Origin of the sequence: Pseudomonas sp. B2021 (assembly GCF_018135665.1) — a bacterium.
GTDB classification, from domain to species: Bacteria; Pseudomonadota; Gammaproteobacteria; order Pseudomonadales; family Pseudomonadaceae; genus Aquipseudomonas; species Aquipseudomonas lactis.
Genome location: NZ_SMOF01000001.1, coordinates 5043487 through 5059742, shown reverse-complemented (window position 1 = coordinate 5059742; position 16256 = coordinate 5043487). Strand labels below are relative to the sequence as shown.

Below are 16256 nucleotides of genomic sequence, written 5' to 3'. Positions count from 1 at the left end.
GATTAAGGAGTATTGGGGTGTCGAGTACTGATGATGAGCAACTGGCCGAGTTCAAGGACTGGTGGCAGCGTAACGGCAAGCCCCTGGTTACGGGCGGTCTGCTGGCTTTAGTGGTGGTGTTCGGCTGGCAAGCCTGGACCAAGTATCAGGCCAACCAGTCCCAAGGCGCCTCGATCGTTTATCAGCAATTGCTGGAAACTACCCTCACACCGGACGGCAAGCCTGATCCTGCGCAGGTTGCAGACCTGGCCGGCAAGCTGAAAAACGAATTCGGCGGTAGCACCTACGCCCAATACGGCAGCCTGTTCGTCGCGAAAGTCGCGGTCGACACCGGCAAGCTGGATGACGCGGCCACCGAGCTGAAGGCCATCGCCGACAAGCCGACCAACCCGACCCTGGGTGAAATCGCACGTCAGCGCCTGGCACAGGTATTGGCGGCACAGAACAAGGCTGACGAAGCACTCAAACTGCTCGACGGCGATGCTGACAAGGCATTCGTGGCCACTCGCGAAGAGCTCAAGGGCGACCTTTTGGTCCAATTGGGTCGTACCGACGAAGCCCATGCTGCGTACCAAAAAGCCAAGGCGGCGCTGTCTGATGAAGCGGCGGTCGGTGGCTTACAAATCAAGCTCGACGACTTGGCCAAAGGGGATGCGTGACGTGATCCGTTGGAAACATGCAGCATTGCTGGCTCTGGCCGTTTTGGCCGCGGGTTGCAGCAGCAACAGTAAAAAAGAACTGCCGCCTGCCGAGCTGACCAGCTTCAAGGAAGAAGTGGTCCTGCAAAAACAATGGAGCCAATCCATTGGTGATGGGCAGGGCGACCTCTATAACCTGTTGCAGCCGGCGATTGACGGCGACAACATCGTGGCCACTGATTCCACTGGCGTTGTAGTTGCCATGGATCGCATGAACGGCGACGTCAAGTGGAAGAAAGACCTCGAACTGCCGGTTTCCGGCGGTGTGGGCGTCGGCTACGGCATGGTGCTGATCGGTACGCTCAAGGGTGACGTGGTCGCGCTGGACTCCAGCACCGGTGAAGAGAAATGGCGCGCTCGCGTGACCAGTGAAGTGCTCTCGGCACCGGCGACCAACGGCGATATCGTCGTGGTGCAAACCCAGGACGACCGCGTGATCGGCCTGGATGCCTCCACCGGCGACCAACGCTGGTTGTACGACAGCACCCCTGCGGTGTTGACCCTGCGTGGTACCAGTGGTCCGATTGTGACCAACAACCTCGCGGTTGCAGGCCTGTCGACCGGTAAAGTGGTTGCCCTCAATACCCAGAACGGCGTGCCGGCCTGGGAAACCCGTGTGGCTATCCCACAAGGTCGTTCCGAACTGGATCGCGTTGTGGACATCGACGGCGGCTTGCTGCTGTCGGGTGAAACGATCTACGTCGCCACCTACCAGGGCCGTGTTGCCGCGCTGGACCTGCAAAGCGGCCGCATCAACTGGCAGCGTGATGCTTCCAGTTATGCGGGTGTCGCCCAAGGGTTTGGCAGCGTCTATGTGAGCCTGGCATCCGGCACCGTTGAAAGTGTCGATGAGCGTTCCACCACTGCACTGTGGAGCAATGACTCCCTGGCTCGCCGTCAACTGTCGGCACCGGAAGTTTTCTCCAGCTACGTGGCGGTGGGTGACTTCGAAGGCTACCTGCACCTGCTGAGCCAGGTGGACGGTCGTTTTGTCGGTCGCCAGCGTATCGACAGCGACGGCCTGCGTGCGCGTCCGCTGGTGGTGGGTAACATGCTTTATGTGTATGGCAACGGCGGCAAGCTGGAAGCCCTGACCATCAAGTAAAGGTTTGACTATGCTTGGGGTAACCCCCAGGCGGCCCTGCTTCAATGCTCTGTGTAGGAGCGAGCTTGCTCGCGAAGGACGTCAACGATAACGCGGGTTTTCTGGATAAACGCGGCGTTCTCGGTTTTTTCGCGAGCAAGCTCGCTCCTACAGTAGTAGTGCCAGAGCAGGGCATGTGGCATTTCAAATGCCGCCCCGAGCACCAGCCGCTGCCCTGCAGCGGCTTTTGTATTTTCTGAAATAACGAAGTGGAGAGCCGCATGGTTCCCGTAATCGCCCTGGTGGGCCGACCTAACGTCGGCAAGTCCACCTTGTTCAACCGCCTGACCAGGACTCGTGACGCCATTGTCGGCGACTTGTCCGGTCTGACCCGTGATCGCCAATACGGTGAGGCAAAGTGGCAAGGGCGCTCCTACATTATTGTCGACACCGGTGGTATCTCCGGTGACGAGCATGGCATGGACGAAAAGATGGCCGAGCAGTCGCTGCTCGCTATCGAAGAAGCCGATGTGGTGCTGTTTCTGGTGGACGCCCGCGCGGGCTACACCGCTGCCGACCAGATGATTGGCGAGCACCTGCGCAAGCGCAACAAGCGTTCCTATCTGGTCGCCAACAAGATCGATAACATCGATCCTGAGGCGGCCCGTGCCGAATTCAGCCCGATGGGCCTGGGTGACGCGATCCCGGTCGCCGGTGCTCACGGTCGCGGTATCACCCAGATGCTGGAAATCGCCCTGCGCGACTTCCCCAAGGATGATGTCGAGGAAGAAGAAGGCGAAGAAGAGATCGTTGCTGAAGGCGAGGAAGCCAAGCGCATTCCGGGTCCGAGCGAAAAGGACGGTATCAAGATCGCCATCATTGGCCGTCCGAACGTCGGCAAGTCGACCCTGGTCAACCGTATGCTCGGTGAAGACCGCGTTATCGTCTACGACCAGCCCGGTACTACCCGCGACAGCATCTACATCCCGTTCGAACGCAACGAGGAAAAGTACACGCTGATCGACACGGCCGGTGTGCGCAAGCGCGGCAAGATCCACGAAGAAGTTGAAAAGTTCTCCGTGGTCAAAACCCTGCAAGCCATCAAAGACGCCAACGTGGTGATCTTCGTGATGGACGCCCGCGAAGGCGTGGTAGACCACGACCTCAACTTGCTGGGCTTTGCCCTGGAAGCCGGTCGCGCCCTGGTGATCGCGATCAACAAGTGGGACGGCATGACGCCGAGCGAGCGTGATTTCGTCAAGATCGAGCTGCAACGTCGCTTGTTCTTCGTCGAGTTCGCCGATATCCACTTTATCTCGGCACTGCACGGCACTGGCGTGGGCAACCTGTACGCGTCCGTCCAGAACTCGTTCAAGTCTGCGGTCACCCGCTGGCCGACCAACCGCCTCACCCAGATCCTGGAAGACGCGGTGGGCGAGCACGCACCGCCGATGGTCAACAACCGCCGGATCAAACTGCGTTACGCCCACTTGGGTGGTGCCAACCCGCCGATTATCGTGATCCACGGTAACCAGATCGAGAAGGTGCCCAAGTCGTATGTGCGTTACCTGGAAAACACCTACCGCCGTGTCTTGAAGCTGGTCGGTACGCCGATCCGTATCGAGTTCAAGGGTGGCGATAACCCATACGAAGGCAACAAGAACACACTGACCGACCGTCAGGTGAACAAGAAGCGTCGTTTGATGACTCACCACAAGAAGGCCGACAAGAAGCGCCGTGACAAGAAATAACGGCAGCTTTGAGTGGTAAGCAACACGCTGCAAAAAAGGGCTCCTTTGGAGCCCTTTTTTGTGCGCGACCGTTTGTGCCTTGACCCGATGCAATAGGCAGCTTAAAACTTGGGGCTCACCTGCAGGGGCTTTTGATGATCACCAGTAAGCTGCCAAACGTCGGCACGACCATTTTCACCACCATGTCACAACTCGCCGCTGAAACTGGCGCGCTCAACCTGTCCCAAGGTTTCCCGGATTTCAATGGCCCGCAAGGTTTGCTCGACGCAGTGGGCAAGCATATCGCTCTGGGTCACAACCAATACGCGCCCATGACCGGCTTGCCCGTGTTGCGTCAGCAGGTGGCCGCCAAGATTGCTCGCAGTTATGGCGCCACAGTCAATGCCGACAGCGAGGTGACCATCACCCCTGGTGCCACGGAGGCGATCTTCTGCGCGATTCAGGCGGTGATTCATCATGGCGATGAAGTCATCGTGTTCGACCCCAGCTACGACAGCTATGAGCCCTCGGTGGAGCTGGCCGGTGGTCGTTGCGTGCACGTGCAACTGAGCCTGGACGGTTTTGCCCTGGACTTCGAGAAGATCAAGGCGGCGCTGTCACCGCGCACCCGCATGATCATCATCAACTCGCCACATAACCCCACCGGCGCACTGATCAGCCGCGCCGAGCTGGACCAGTTGGCCGAACTGATCCGCGACCGTGATATTTATCTGGTCAGCGATGAGGTCTACGAGCACCTCGTATTCGACGGTGTACCCCACGTCAGCGTATTGGCCCATCAGGAACTGTATCAGCGCGCCTTTGTGGTCAGCTCATTCGGTAAGACCTATCACGTCACTGGCTGGAAGACCGGCTACGTGGTCGCGCCACCGGCCCTTAGCGCCGAACTGCGCAAGGTGCATCAATATGTCAACTTCTGCGGCGTGACCCCTTTGCAGTACGCTTTGGCGGACTTCATGGCCGAACACCCGGAACATGTCGAAGAGCTGCCGGCCTTCTATCAGGCCAAGCGGGACCTGTTCTGCGACCTGCTGGCGCCATCGCGCTTGAGCTTTACCCGGGTGACCGGCACTTACTTCCAACTGGTGGATTACTCGCAGATTCGCCCAGACCTGGATGACGTCGCCATGTCCCTGTGGATGACCCGCGAACATGGCGTGGCGACCATTCCGGTTTCGGTGTTCTACCAGCACCCACCCCAAGGCCAGCGCCTGGTGCGCCTGTGCTTTGCCAAGCGCGAGGAGACGCTGCGACATGCGGCGCAAAAACTATGCGTGATCTGAGTACATTGCCCAATCTGAACATTGCCCTGGTGCAGACAAGCCTGGCCTGGCATGACCGCCAGGCCAATTTCGAACACTTCGAGTTGCTGCTGGAGCAGGCCAAAGGCGCCGACTTGATCGTGCTGCCGGAGATGTTCACCACGGGGTTTTCCATGGAATCAGAAAGCCTCGCCGAGCCGGAAAACGGCCCCACCCATCATTGGCTCCAGGCCCAAGCGGCAAAGTATCAGGCCGTGATTACCGGCAGTGTGATCATCCAGGCCGCCGATGGCAGCCACCGCAACCGCTTGCTGTGGGCGCGGCCGGATGGCGAGGTGTTGCATTACGACAAGCGCCACCTGTTCCGCATGGCCGGTGAACATGACCATTACACCCCAGGCGAGCGCCAGGTGCAGTTCGAATTGAAGGGTTGGCGCATTCGTCCGCTGATCTGCTATGACCTGCGCTTCCCGGTGTGGAGCCGCGATGCCCAGGATACGGACCTGCTGCTGTACACCGCCAACTGGCCAGGTGCGCGGCGTCAGCATTGGAATCGGCTGTTGCCGGCGCGGGCGATTGAGAACCTGTGTTACGTGGCGGCGGTGAATCGGGTCGGCACGGACGGTAAGGGCTTTGCCTACACCGGCGATAGCCAGGTGCTGGATTTTCAGGGGGAGACGTTGCTGAGTGCGGGTGAGGCGGATGGGGTGTTCCAGGTGATCCTGGATGCGGCGGAGCTGGCGGCTTACCGTACGCGGTTCCCGGCGAACCTGGATGCCGATAGTTTTCAGTTTGTCTAAGGCTCTGAGATTGTTCCCACGCTCTGCGTGGGAACGCCTCTTGGGACGCTCTGCGTACCGCTTCTAAGGGCGGACGCAGAGCGTCCAGGGCTGCATTCCCACGCAGAGCGTGGGAACGATCAGGCCCCTGGATTCTCACCCAGGGGCCTTTTGCATTACGGCAATGCTTACGCCGCTTTGGCTTCCAACTGGCTCAACGAACGGTTCAACGCACTGAACAGCGCCTTGAAGCTGGCGGTAGTGATGTTTTCATCGATCCCCACACCATGCACCGGGCGTTCGCCGTTCACGCGCAGTTCAATATAGGCCGCTGCCTTGGCATTGGTACCCGCACCAATCGCGTGCTCGTTGTAGTCCATGATCTCCACGCCAATCGGCAGGCCCGCTACCAGCGCTTCCAACGCACCGTTGCCTTTGCCCTTCCAATGCAGGTTGGTTTCGCCCTGGCCTTTGCCGGAAACTTCCACCTCGACAAAGCTGTTGCCATTCTCTTCCTGCAGGCGGTGGCTGACCAACGCGTACGGCGTGTTGGCTTGCAGGTATTCACGCTGCAGCAAGGCATAGATCTGTGGTGCGGTCATCTCCAGGCCCACGCGGTCGGTTTCGGCCTGTACCACCTGGCTGAACTCGATCTGCATGCGACGCGGCAAGCTGATGTCGTATTCCTGCTCCAGCAGGTAGGCGATACCGCCTTTACCCGACTGGCTGTTCACACGGATCACCGCCTCGTAGCTGCGGCCAATATCGGCCGGGTCGATCGGCAAGTACGGCACTTCCCACAAGGCATCGTCTTTCTGCTGGGAGAAGCCTTTACGGATCGCGTCCTGGTGCGAGCCGGAGAACGCGGTGTGTACCAAGTCGCCGACGTATGGGTGACGTGGGTGCACCTGGATCTGGTTACATTCCTCGACCACTTTGCGTACGCCGTCGATGTCGGAGAAGTCCAACTGCGGGTCCAGGCCCTGGGTGTACATGTTCAGCGCCACGGTGACCAAATCGACGTTACCGGTGCGCTCGCCGTTGCCAAACAGGCAGCCTTCAACACGGTCGGCACCGGCCATCAGGCCCAGCTCGGTGGCCGCCACGCCAGTGCCACGGTCGTTGTGGGTGTGCAGGCTGATAATCACGCTGTCGCGACGGTTGATATGGCGACCGAACCACTCGATCTGGTCGGCATAGATATTCGGCGTGGCGCATTCAACCGTGGCGGGCAGGTTGAGGATCATCTTGTGCTCAGGCGTGGGGTTCCACACCTCGATCACTGCGTCACAGACTTCCTTGGCGAATTCCAGCTCAGTGGCGCTGAACGTCTCTGGGGAGTATTCGAACGTCCACTGGGTTTCCGGCTGCTGGGCAGCGTACTTGACGAACAGCTTGGCCGCGTTGACCGCGATGGCCTTGATGCCGTCCTTGTCCTGGTTGAACACGATGCGGCGGAACGACGGCGAGGTGGCATTGTACAAGTGCACAATGGCTTTCTTGGCGCCGCGCAGGGATTCGAAGGTGCGTGCGATCAAATCTTCACGGCCCTGGGTCAGCACCTGGATGGTGGTGTCCTCGGGGATGTGGTTGTCTTCGATCAGGGTACGCACGAAGTCGAAGTCGGTTTGCGAAGCAGCCGGGAACGAAGCTTCGATTTCCTTCACGCCAACGGCCACCAGGGTCTTCCAGAAGCGCAGCTTTTTCACCGCGTCCATCGGCTCGATCAGCGACTGGTTGCCATCACGCAGGTCGGAGCTGCACCAGATAGGCGCTTGGGTGATGGTCTTCGACGGCCAGGTACGGTCCGGGATGTCGATGGTCGGGAACGCGCGGTATTTCGAAGACGGGTCTTTGAGCATGCTCATCGGGAAATCCTTGGTTGTAGGGGCCGAGAAAAGGCGGCCTGCCGTAGAACTGTTATTGGGGATAAAACTTGAGGACGAGGCAGATCGATTCAGCCTGGCAGTCGTGCGCTGACTAGGCACAGGCTGCGGTGCTGGCGGAGCTGAATGAGGGTGTGAGAGGTTTTCATAAGCCCAACCCTAACCGTGGCCAAGTGAGATGGCAAGGTGGCCAGGAAAAATTGATAGATTTTCTGTGTAAAACAAGCTTTATAGATATTTATTGCTAATAATATCTTATGTTCTTCACATTGTTGCGCTGCTGTAGGTGGTGGCGCAATTTTGGTCATGAGGTTTTCACGTGTCCCAGCATGCGACAGTGAGAGGCTCACCATCGCGCAAACAACGCACGACGGTGATTGCTCAAGTGACTTTATGGAAGATCTGATAATCCCCTACCGTGAGGCTATTCGTGACGTTAGCCCCGGGATCTCTCGGGATTGATGGGCCGCTGATGGCAACACTTTTGTTGAATGTTGTGTCGGGGTACACGCCTATGCCCACCCCTCCATTGAGTTCCGCCAGACCTGGAACGTTTCGGGCCGTGTTCATATGGGCCCGGCCTACCAAGGCGAGTACTTTTTCGCCCGGCTTGCGTGTTTCCAAGATACGGCTCGCGAAGTAATTGAATTCTTGTAGGCGAGTAATACCTTCGTCGTTGTCCCCAACGTACTTATAGAAATCGGGCATATCCGATCGGCGGGTCAAGTAGTGGTGCTCGAGGGATTTGACGGTGATTCCATTGTCATTGGCAAGTTGAACCAGTTCCGAGAGCGTGGGAGACGCGCCTTGAGGACGGTGGGCCCCCATGCCCACATCCATGAGCTGGCCCGCGGCATTGGTTTCGACATTCTCAAGATAAAGTGTGGTAACCCCAGACTCTTTGAGGGCCTGCATATTCTCTTTGAGCATCTGGAAACTGGCGATTTCGTTATGGCGCTCGCCCAGTACCACCACATCAGTGATTTCGTAGGCCTTACGCAACAGGTCGGCCGGCGAGGTGCCGGGTGCGAGCTCCAGCCGGGGCGGGCGCGGCGGCATCTGGCCTTGAGTGAGCATGTTCTTGTAGAAGTTATACAAATCCCGCCTGAACCAATACCTGGCCACAGGCAAGGTTTTAGCGGTGAAGTCGGCTTCGACCAGCCGCCCTCTGTTGAGGCTGAAATACTCGGCGTCTGGTAACGCTGGTCTGGTAGGGGCCCCGGCGCCTGTCGTCGAAGTTCCCGGTGTCGGCGTGGGGGCTCCACCGGGCAGTTGATTCAGGCGCCATTCACCGTTGCCCGCATGTTGTACAGAGGCGACGATCCTGCTGCTTTTGGGCGCAGTTGATGGGACGTTCGGGGCGATGATATTGACCCAGCCACTGCGAGCGTGAAAGGCTGAATCGATCTGATAAACCCTGCTCACGCGGGTACTGTCGGTAAATCGGATGAACCACTCGTCGCCAACGTTATAGGTACCGTCACTCCTGAGCGTCCGACCGTTGATCATGTCGCCAGGCCTGGCGTACGCACTCAAGTCGCGCTCTGGAATGACGGCGTCGTTGGGCGTGCGTGAGCCGGCAATAGTGTTGCCGGTGCTGGCGAAGGGGCGCGCCGGCACTGGGCTGACGGGCGCAGGCAGTGCTCTTGGCCCAGGGCGCGGGGTAATCGCGCCTGTGGCCGTCGACGATTTGAATACCGGGCGCATGGGGGCCGCGCGAACATTGGAGATACCCGACGCAGACAGAGTGAAATCACTGTAGATCGCCCGTCCCAGGCCGGGTCTTTTGATCAGGTGTGGCAACACTCTGCTGTTGGCACGCAGTGCGCTGATGCCGGCTTTGCCCAGACGAAAACCCGCAGACACGCCCTTGCCAGCCACGGGTATCAGGTCAGTAAAGATCAATGCCACTTCAATGCCGAACTCGATTTTGTTCTTGAGCGATTGCCGTGCGACCTGCGCACTGCTTACGGACTGGTGATCCGCTCGGTCGATCGCCATCTGTACGTGTTGCTTGTACAGATGGTCTTGGAAATCACCTTTTATGGGCTCAAGGCGAGTGGCGCCTCCCAGCAGCTTGACCGACGAAACCACCAGTTCGGGGGACATCAATTTCGTTGGGTTGTACGCAACTTCTTTAAGCGCTCCCTTGAACTGATCGATCTCATCTTTACTGACCGGTGATTTTCTTTGCGCGATATAGGTTGCCCACTCTTTTTTCTCCAGGAGGGTGTTGAGGGCCGTGTGATCCGCCACTTCGCGATAAGTAATGCCGTCGGGAGCCTTGGGGGTGTACAGCACCAGTGATGGATCTGTCTGGTTGCCGATCACCATTACGCCCTGCACCGCTAGCCCCCTGTGGAGCAGGCTGTTGGCGACGATGGTTTTCCCATCGACTTGAGGGCGGGTGGCCGGGTCGGGGTGAGTCAGTACCGCATCCGCCCACTGCGCCGCGCGTTTATGGATGTTGTCGCTGGCCAGTTCCGTATAGGCGTCGGGGCTGAGTTCTGCCAGAAACGCCTCTTTGTCCATCGCGTCTGCCAGATGAGCTTTCCACGCTGTGCGCAAGTGCACAGCGTTCCCCGATTGGGCATCTGGGGCCATTTTCTGTTTGAGCAGTTTGGTGTATTCGCCCCCGACATCGGTGGTATTGACCAGTGCCTTGAGATCGTCGGTATCCAGGGTAACCGGCTTGCCGCTCAGGTCTCGCACAGGCTTGCCGTGCTTGTCGCGCAGAGGCAAGGTCATTTTCTCATCGGTGTATACACCTCTTTCGACGGCAGGGAAGCCACTGGGATTCTTCAGCGCCAAGTCGGTCAGGGACACCGCGTCTTGTTTCGAATAGAGGGGTTGGCCAGTCCCTCTCCCACCGTGGATGGCGGTGCGGGTGTGGACCTGCACCATGAGTTGATCCGCATCGATTTCTGCTGCCGGGTATCGCTGTTTGATGGCTGCATTCAGGCGATCACGGGCGAAGGTGTTCAGCGCCGGGATTTTTTCAAGCAGGGGCGTCAGCGCATCCAGGCTCTGTTCCTGCGCCTTTTCCAAGTGCAAAAACAAGGCTTCTTGAAAGGGGCTTAGATTCTTCAACCATTCGGGTTGGAGTTTGTCGGTCAGTTTGTCGTCCCGGGCCAGCATGGCGTTGGTGCCATCGATGAGGTACGACCAATCGGCCGCATTATCGATACCTTCCAATGTGGCACTGTCGAGAAGAGGGTTGACGGTTTTGCCTGGCGCCAATGCTGTGCTCAGGTGGGTATTAATGTCTGCCCGCTGGCGTTTGAGCATCCAGGGGATGGATTGGGCCAACACATCCCCGGCCGATGGCTCGACACTGGACATCAGATCTTTTCCGCTAATAGGATCGGGCCGGTTTTGCAGAGCCGGGGGCAGGCCTTGCAGGAGCAACTTGGCCTCGACACCGCCCTGGTCCAGGCGGCTGGCCAAAGCCTGGCGCGCCTGGGCCGGGGTTGCGAATTCCTCGAAACCTTCGCTGGGCGTGTACATCACGACGGGGCCATTGTCATCGTTGAGCGCAAGTGCGCGCCCATTCGGCCAGGTGGGCGGCGTAGCATATGAGCCGTCTTTTCGGGTGATGAGAAAGGCCCCTGGCAGCATCGCGCCATGTTCCGTTTGGTCATCCACAGTGACGGGGTACACCCCAAAGCGATCACCGTCGGTGAAGCGTTTTTCTCGGTCTTGCAGGGTGGGGTAGCGCAATGCGGAGTCGATCAGGTCTTTGCCGGTCGCGCTCAGGGTGCCATCGCTCAGGCGCAGTGAGGCGAGGATCGACAGCTGTTTTTTGTGCAGGAACAACAGTTGCTCTTGCGGCGGCATCTGGAGAGTCGGCTGATTTTCCACCGGCCGCGGTGTGCTCCAGTATTCTTCAAGCGCCTGCGGGTATTGCGTGGCAATGCTGCGAGCAATGGATTGCAGTGTGCCTTCGGTAAAGACCGGTACCGCCAGGTCGGCAATGGTTCGTCGATGAGTGAATTGAGTGCTTATGCCCCGCTCCGGGCGCATCAACGCATTCGGGTTGGCCTGGATGTCGCGGATCATCCTGGCCAGCGCAGTCATCAGGGGTTCTGAAGAGGCCAGTGATTCGCGTCCATCGCCCACGCGGTAGCGATTGAAACTGAGCATGTCGGTATCCAGCGGCCTGATCGCGGGGAACGCCTCCTCAAGTTGCGCCTGCACAAAGGCCTTGAAGCCGGGTTGCTGGCTGTGCAGGCGTTGCATGTCTTCAGTCAGCATCGCGTGTTCAGTGGTGAACTGTATTTCATTGCTGGGTTTGAAATGCTTCACCAACTGTTGGTATCGCATTTTCGCCGGGGTTATACCTGACGAGGCGGGAGTAGGCGGGTGATCGGGGGCGTAATTGGCGGCGGCGGGCAAGGGGACTGATGCAGGTTGTTGCAGAGTTGCGGGTGGTGTAGGCGGGCTGGTCGGGGGGGTACCGGGTGAGGCGTGAGATGAGGTCAAGAGGTTTTGCGAATGTCGCTCTGACAGTGCTGGGGTAAGGGACATGGAAAGAGTCTCATGGGAATTGGATCTCCAATGCTCAGGTCCTGCTCATTACGTCCGTGTAAATCGCTGGTTGAGTGAGTCTCGGGTGTCGGATGGTTCATCGCAAAAGTGTAAGAAGATCACAGTGCATTGCAGCGAACCTGCGGCAGATCAGGCGTCAGCGCAGGAAATCACTGACGCCCCTCACGGCCACGGTATTCAGGGTTGAAACGCGCCGATAAAAATCGCCGGATCTACCCGTGCATCGTTCAGGCTGACGTTCCAGTGCATATGCGGCCCAGTGGCCCGGCCTGTCGAGCCTACTTTGCCGACTACCGCACCGCGCACCAGTTGCTGACCCACCCTCACATCGATCTTCGACATATGGCAGAACATGCTGATAAAACCCTGGCCATGGTCGACAAACACGGTATTGCCGTTGAAGAAGTAATTGCCGACCAGAATCACCTTGCCATTGGCGGGTGTCTTGATCGGTGTGCCGGCCGGTACGGCGAAGTCCAGGCCCGAGTGCGGGTTGCGCTCTTCGCCGTTGAAGAAGCGTCGCACCCCGAACTTGCTCGACAGCGGCCCGTTCACCGGTTTATCCAGCACCAGATTGCTCGGCAAATTCGGGCTGAAGCTGCGGTAAGCCTTGAGCTGCACTGCCAATTCGCCTTCGATGCGCTTGAGCTGGGCCGGGTCGGGGTTGACCTGGCTTTTGTTCTTCAAGGTGATGCGTTGTTCCGGATACTTCTTGTAGCCGACGATAAACGGCAGGTTGCGCCCCCCGCTGCTGATGCGCTCGTTGCCAGGCTTGACCGTCAACGGGATGCCGACAATCGCCAGCCAGTTGTCCTGCTCCTTGACCACCAGCACCGGCTTGCCCTGGTAGGTGGCTTTTGGCGCCGTGGCCGAAGGGCCTAGTTCGACGACGGCCACGCCGCCAGGCACGGGTTTGTTCAGGGTTCGCGTGATGTAGCTGTCGGCGTGGGCGTTAAACGTGAGGCACAACAGCATCAACAGGCTCAGTAGGCGTGGCATCGATCAATCCAATAATGAAAGGGTGACGGGTGTCAGGTGGTTGTCTTCCACCCGCACTTGCAATTGGCCTTCGCCCAGGCGCGCGGTGAGGCGCTGGCCGGTATGGGTTTGCGCGGCATTGCGAATCGCCTGGCCGCGCTCGTCCAACAGGATGCTATAGCCTCGGCCCAGGGTCGCCAGGGGGCTGACCACCTGCAATGTCTGCACCTGGCTCTGCAGTTGCAGGCGTCGCGCCTTGAGACCTTCGCGCATGGCGCGGGGCAGGCGTTCGGCGAGGCTGTCCAGGCGCTGGCGCAAGAGGGCCAGTTGACGGCCCGGGTGCTGGCCGGCGAGGCGGGTCTCCAGGCGGATCAAGCGTTCGCGACGGGTATTGAGGCTGCGCTCAAACGCACGGCGCAAGCGCATGTCCAGGTCATCCAGGCGCTGGGCCTGTTGGCGCAAGCGCTCACCAGGGTGACGCAAGCGGCGGGCCATGCCTTCCAGGCGCAGGCGGCTGTGGCTCAGGCGGTTGCGCATCAGCATCACCAGGCGGCGCTGCAAATTTTCTACTTGGCGCACCAGATGGCTGGCGTCTGGGGCCAGCAACTCGGCGGCGGCGGAGGGGGTAGGGGCGCGCACGTCCGCCACGAAGTCACTGATGGATACATCGGTTTCATGGCCGACGGCACTGACGATGGGGGTAACACAGGCATCAATTGCGCGAGCCACCGCCTCTTCGTTGAAACACCAGAGGTCTTCCAGGGAGCCACCGCCACGGGCCAGGATCAGCGCGTCGAAACCGCGTGCGTCGGCGAGTTTCAGCGCCCGCACAATCTGCGCGATTGCTTCGCGGCCTTGCACGGCGGTAGGGATCAGGGTCAGTTCAACGTTCGGCGCACGGCGGCGGAACACGCTGATGATGTCGCGAATCACCGCGCCGGTGGGTGAGCTGATAATGCCGATGCGCCGAGGATGCACCGGCAGCGCCACTTTGCGTTCGGCACTGAACAGGCCTTCGGCGCTGAGCTTTTCCTTCAGTGCATCAAAGGCCAGGCGCAGCGCACCATCACCGGCCGGCTCCACGGTATCGAGGATCAGTTGGTAATCGCCACGGCCCTCGAACAACGAGACCTTGCCGCGCACCTTCACCGCCAGGCCGTCCTTCAACGCCTGGCGTACCCGCGCCGCGTTATTGCGAAACAGCGCGCAACGCACCTGGGCGCCACTGTCCTTGAGCGTGAAGTACACATGGCCGGAGGCCGGGCGGGCGAGGTTGGAGATCTCGCCTTCCACCCAGATATTGGTGAACACGTCTTCCAGCAACACCCGCGCACGGCCGTTGAGTTGGCTGACAGTCAGGACTTCGCGGTCCAGGCCCAAGCGGGCAAAAGGATCTTTAATCATGGGCGGCAGTTTATAGGCATTCGTGCAGGGTTTGACAGAATTGCTCCACCAGCGCGTTTGGCGCTTGCGCGCAGGCCAGGGCTACGGTGCTGTGGCAGTCCGGGTCGGCCAAGGGCAAAAAATGCACGTTGGGCGGGGCGATGTCCTGCATGGATTTTGGTAACAAGGCAATACCGAAACCAGCCTGGATCAGTTGCAACTGCGTGGTCTTGCGCGACATCACCCGCGCCGCCTTGGGGAAAAAACCTGCACGCATGCACAATTCGGCCGACAGATAACTCAGCCCGCCGCGCTGAGGATGGGGGATCGAGATAAACGCTTGGTCCTTGAGTTGCGCCAACTCCACCGCTGCGTCGCTGCGTGCCAACGGGTGACCTGTCGGCACCGCCAGCGCCAACGGCTCGGTGTACAACGGCACCACGCGCACGCCTTCGCGCTGGCGCAACACCGGCAACCGCAGCAGGCCGACGTCCAGTCGCCCCTCGGCGATTTCCTCCAGTTGGGCTTCGGAGGAGAGCTTGACGATATCCATCGACACACCCGGACAGCGCTCCAGCCACGTGCTGATGCCTTGCAGTAGCGCGCCGCTCATCGGCACGGTACTCGAGTGGCTCAGGCGCAGAGTGCCGAGTTGGCCCTGGCCCACTTGCGTCGCCAGGTCGCTGGCCTTGAGCAACTCACTCAGCAGGTTGCGCGCCCGTGGGTAGAAGGCTTCGCCGGCGGCCGTCAGCCGTGGCTGGCGTGCAGTGCGTTCGAACAGCGGGGTTTGCAGTTGTGATTCCAGCTCCTTGATCTGCCGGCTCAACGCCGATTGCGCCACGAACAGGCGTTCGGCCGCGGCACTGAAGCTACCGCTGTCGGTGATTTCGACGAAATAACGCAGTTGGCGAGTGGAGATCACAAGTCATGCCTTTTTGAGATAGGTAGTGAGCTTTGAAGATATTAGTCGCAACACTTGCCGATGGCTAAAGTGAACGGCATCTCACTAGAAGGAATAAGTCATGAGTCCGGTGGAGTTGATGAGCCAGTGGTCGTTCGGCGGTGTGGATTGGCTGGTGATCGGCCTGGGTGTGGCGGTGGCTTACATCGTGTTCGGCATTGCCGGGTTTGGCACCGCGCTGGTGGCGGGGCCGATCCTGATTCTATTCATGCCGCTGTCGAAGATCATCCCGTTGCTGGTGCTTCTGGACTTTGTCGCGGCGTTTGGTGGCCTGCTGCAAACGCGGCGCGATGTGAACAAGCCGGAACTGTTGCGGTTGCTGCCCTGCATGGCCATCGGCTGCACCCTGGGGGTGGTGTTTTTGCTCAACCTGCATTCGGACCTGCTGCTGTTGTTGATGGGGCTGTTTATCAGCGCCTACGCGATTTACAGCCTGGCGGTGAAAGCACGGCCCAGTCAGCTGGCGGCGGGGTGGTCGATTCCCATGGGCACTGTGGGTGGCCTGTTTGGTGCGCTATTTGGCAGTGGCGGCTTTTTATATGCGATCTATCTGAATAGCCGTTTGCCCAAGGACGCAGCGCGGGCTACGCAAAGTGCGCTGATCAGTTGCAGCACGGTTGTGCGTTTGAGTCTGTTCCTGATTGCCGGGGTTTATGCAGATTGGCCGTTATTGATGTTGGCGGTTTGCCTGTTGCCAGCGATGGCCCTGGGGCTGTGGTGTGGGCGCAGGCTGACGATGCGGCTGTCTCGTGAGGCGTTCGTGCGGTTGGTGACCTGGTTGGTATTGGCCAGTGGTATTGCGTTGATCGGGCGGTATGTGAGTACTTGACCTGATTTTTTCAGGGATTAAGCTGCCGTCCTCCCGGGCGTCATCGCGGGCAAGCCCGGCTCCCACACTGGAATGCGTTCCAAATGTGGGAGCCGGG

General features: G+C 59.5%; 12 protein-coding genes. 7 read left to right on the top strand and 5 right to left on the bottom strand.

Translation table 11 applies throughout. From position 1 onward, the window contains the following. Positions 1-17 precede the first annotated feature (17 nt). From E1K68_RS22740 to E1K68_RS22715, 6 genes are all read left to right on the top strand, one after another. Positions 18-659, top strand: coding sequence for a YfgM family protein (locus E1K68_RS22740; protein WP_003194010.1), 642 nt, complete (start codon positions 18-20; stop codon positions 657-659). Further along, the gene (gene bamB, locus E1K68_RS22735; RefSeq protein ID WP_003194009.1) at positions 652-1803 is read left to right on the top strand and encodes an outer membrane protein assembly factor BamB; all 1152 of its coding nucleotides are present in this window, start codon (positions 652-654) and stop codon (positions 1801-1803) included. The genes E1K68_RS22740 and bamB overlap by 8 nt, the downstream gene beginning before the upstream one ends. 65 nt (positions 1804-1868) lie before the next feature. Continuing rightward, positions 1869-2042, top strand: a complete 174-nt coding sequence (locus E1K68_RS27950) for a hypothetical protein (RefSeq protein ID WP_158497562.1) — start codon at positions 1869-1871, stop codon at positions 2040-2042. A gap of 21 nt (positions 2043-2063) precedes the next feature. Further along, a complete protein-coding gene (gene der, locus E1K68_RS22725; RefSeq protein WP_003194008.1) occupies positions 2064-3533 on the top strand; it encodes a ribosome biogenesis GTPase Der in 1470 nt (489 codons plus the stop codon). 134 nt (positions 3534-3667) lie between these two features. Further along, complete coding sequence (locus E1K68_RS22720) at positions 3668-4816, top strand: pyridoxal phosphate-dependent aminotransferase (RefSeq protein WP_169856297.1); 1149 nt, start codon at positions 3668-3670, stop codon at positions 4814-4816. Beyond that, positions 4804-5595 carry an amidohydrolase gene (locus E1K68_RS22715; RefSeq protein WP_003194006.1) on the top strand — a complete coding sequence of 264 codons (792 nt, stop codon included), beginning with the start codon at positions 4804-4806 and terminating at the stop codon, positions 5593-5595. The genes E1K68_RS22720 and E1K68_RS22715 overlap by 13 nt, the downstream gene beginning before the upstream one ends. A gap of 167 nt (positions 5596-5762) precedes the next feature. Here E1K68_RS22715 and leuA read toward each other — a convergent pair whose 3' ends face one another. The 5 genes from leuA to E1K68_RS22690 all read right to left on the bottom strand — a co-directional run bounded on the left by leuA (position 5763) and on the right by E1K68_RS22690 (position 15291). Then, entirely contained in the window at positions 5763-7442 is a 1680-nt protein-coding gene (leuA, locus tag E1K68_RS22710) for a 2-isopropylmalate synthase (RefSeq protein WP_014719812.1), read from the bottom strand. Positions 7443-7841: 399 nt separating this feature from the next. Further along, positions 7842-11714, bottom strand: coding sequence for a membrane-targeted effector domain-containing toxin (locus tag E1K68_RS22705; protein WP_212614690.1), 3873 nt, complete (start codon positions 11712-11714; stop codon positions 7842-7844). 471 nt (positions 11715-12185) lie between these two features. Beyond that, complete coding sequence (locus E1K68_RS22700; RefSeq protein ID WP_003194003.1) at positions 12186-13007, bottom strand: M23 family metallopeptidase; 822 nt, start codon at positions 13005-13007, stop codon at positions 12186-12188. A 3-nt stretch (positions 13008-13010) separates the two neighbouring features. Further along, a complete protein-coding gene (gene xseA / locus E1K68_RS22695) occupies positions 13011-14390 on the bottom strand; it encodes an exodeoxyribonuclease VII large subunit (RefSeq protein WP_003194002.1) in 1380 nt (459 codons plus the stop codon). 10 nt (positions 14391-14400) lie between these two features. Next, positions 14401-15291, bottom strand: coding sequence for a LysR family transcriptional regulator (locus E1K68_RS22690; RefSeq protein ID WP_212614689.1), 891 nt, complete (start codon positions 15289-15291; stop codon positions 14401-14403). Positions 15292-15391: 100 nt separating this feature from the next. Between E1K68_RS22690 and E1K68_RS22685 the strand changes: the two genes are divergently transcribed. Then, a complete protein-coding gene (locus E1K68_RS22685) occupies positions 15392-16159 on the top strand; it encodes a sulfite exporter TauE/SafE family protein (RefSeq protein ID WP_003194000.1) in 768 nt (255 codons plus the stop codon). Positions 16160-16256 lie beyond the last annotated feature (97 nt).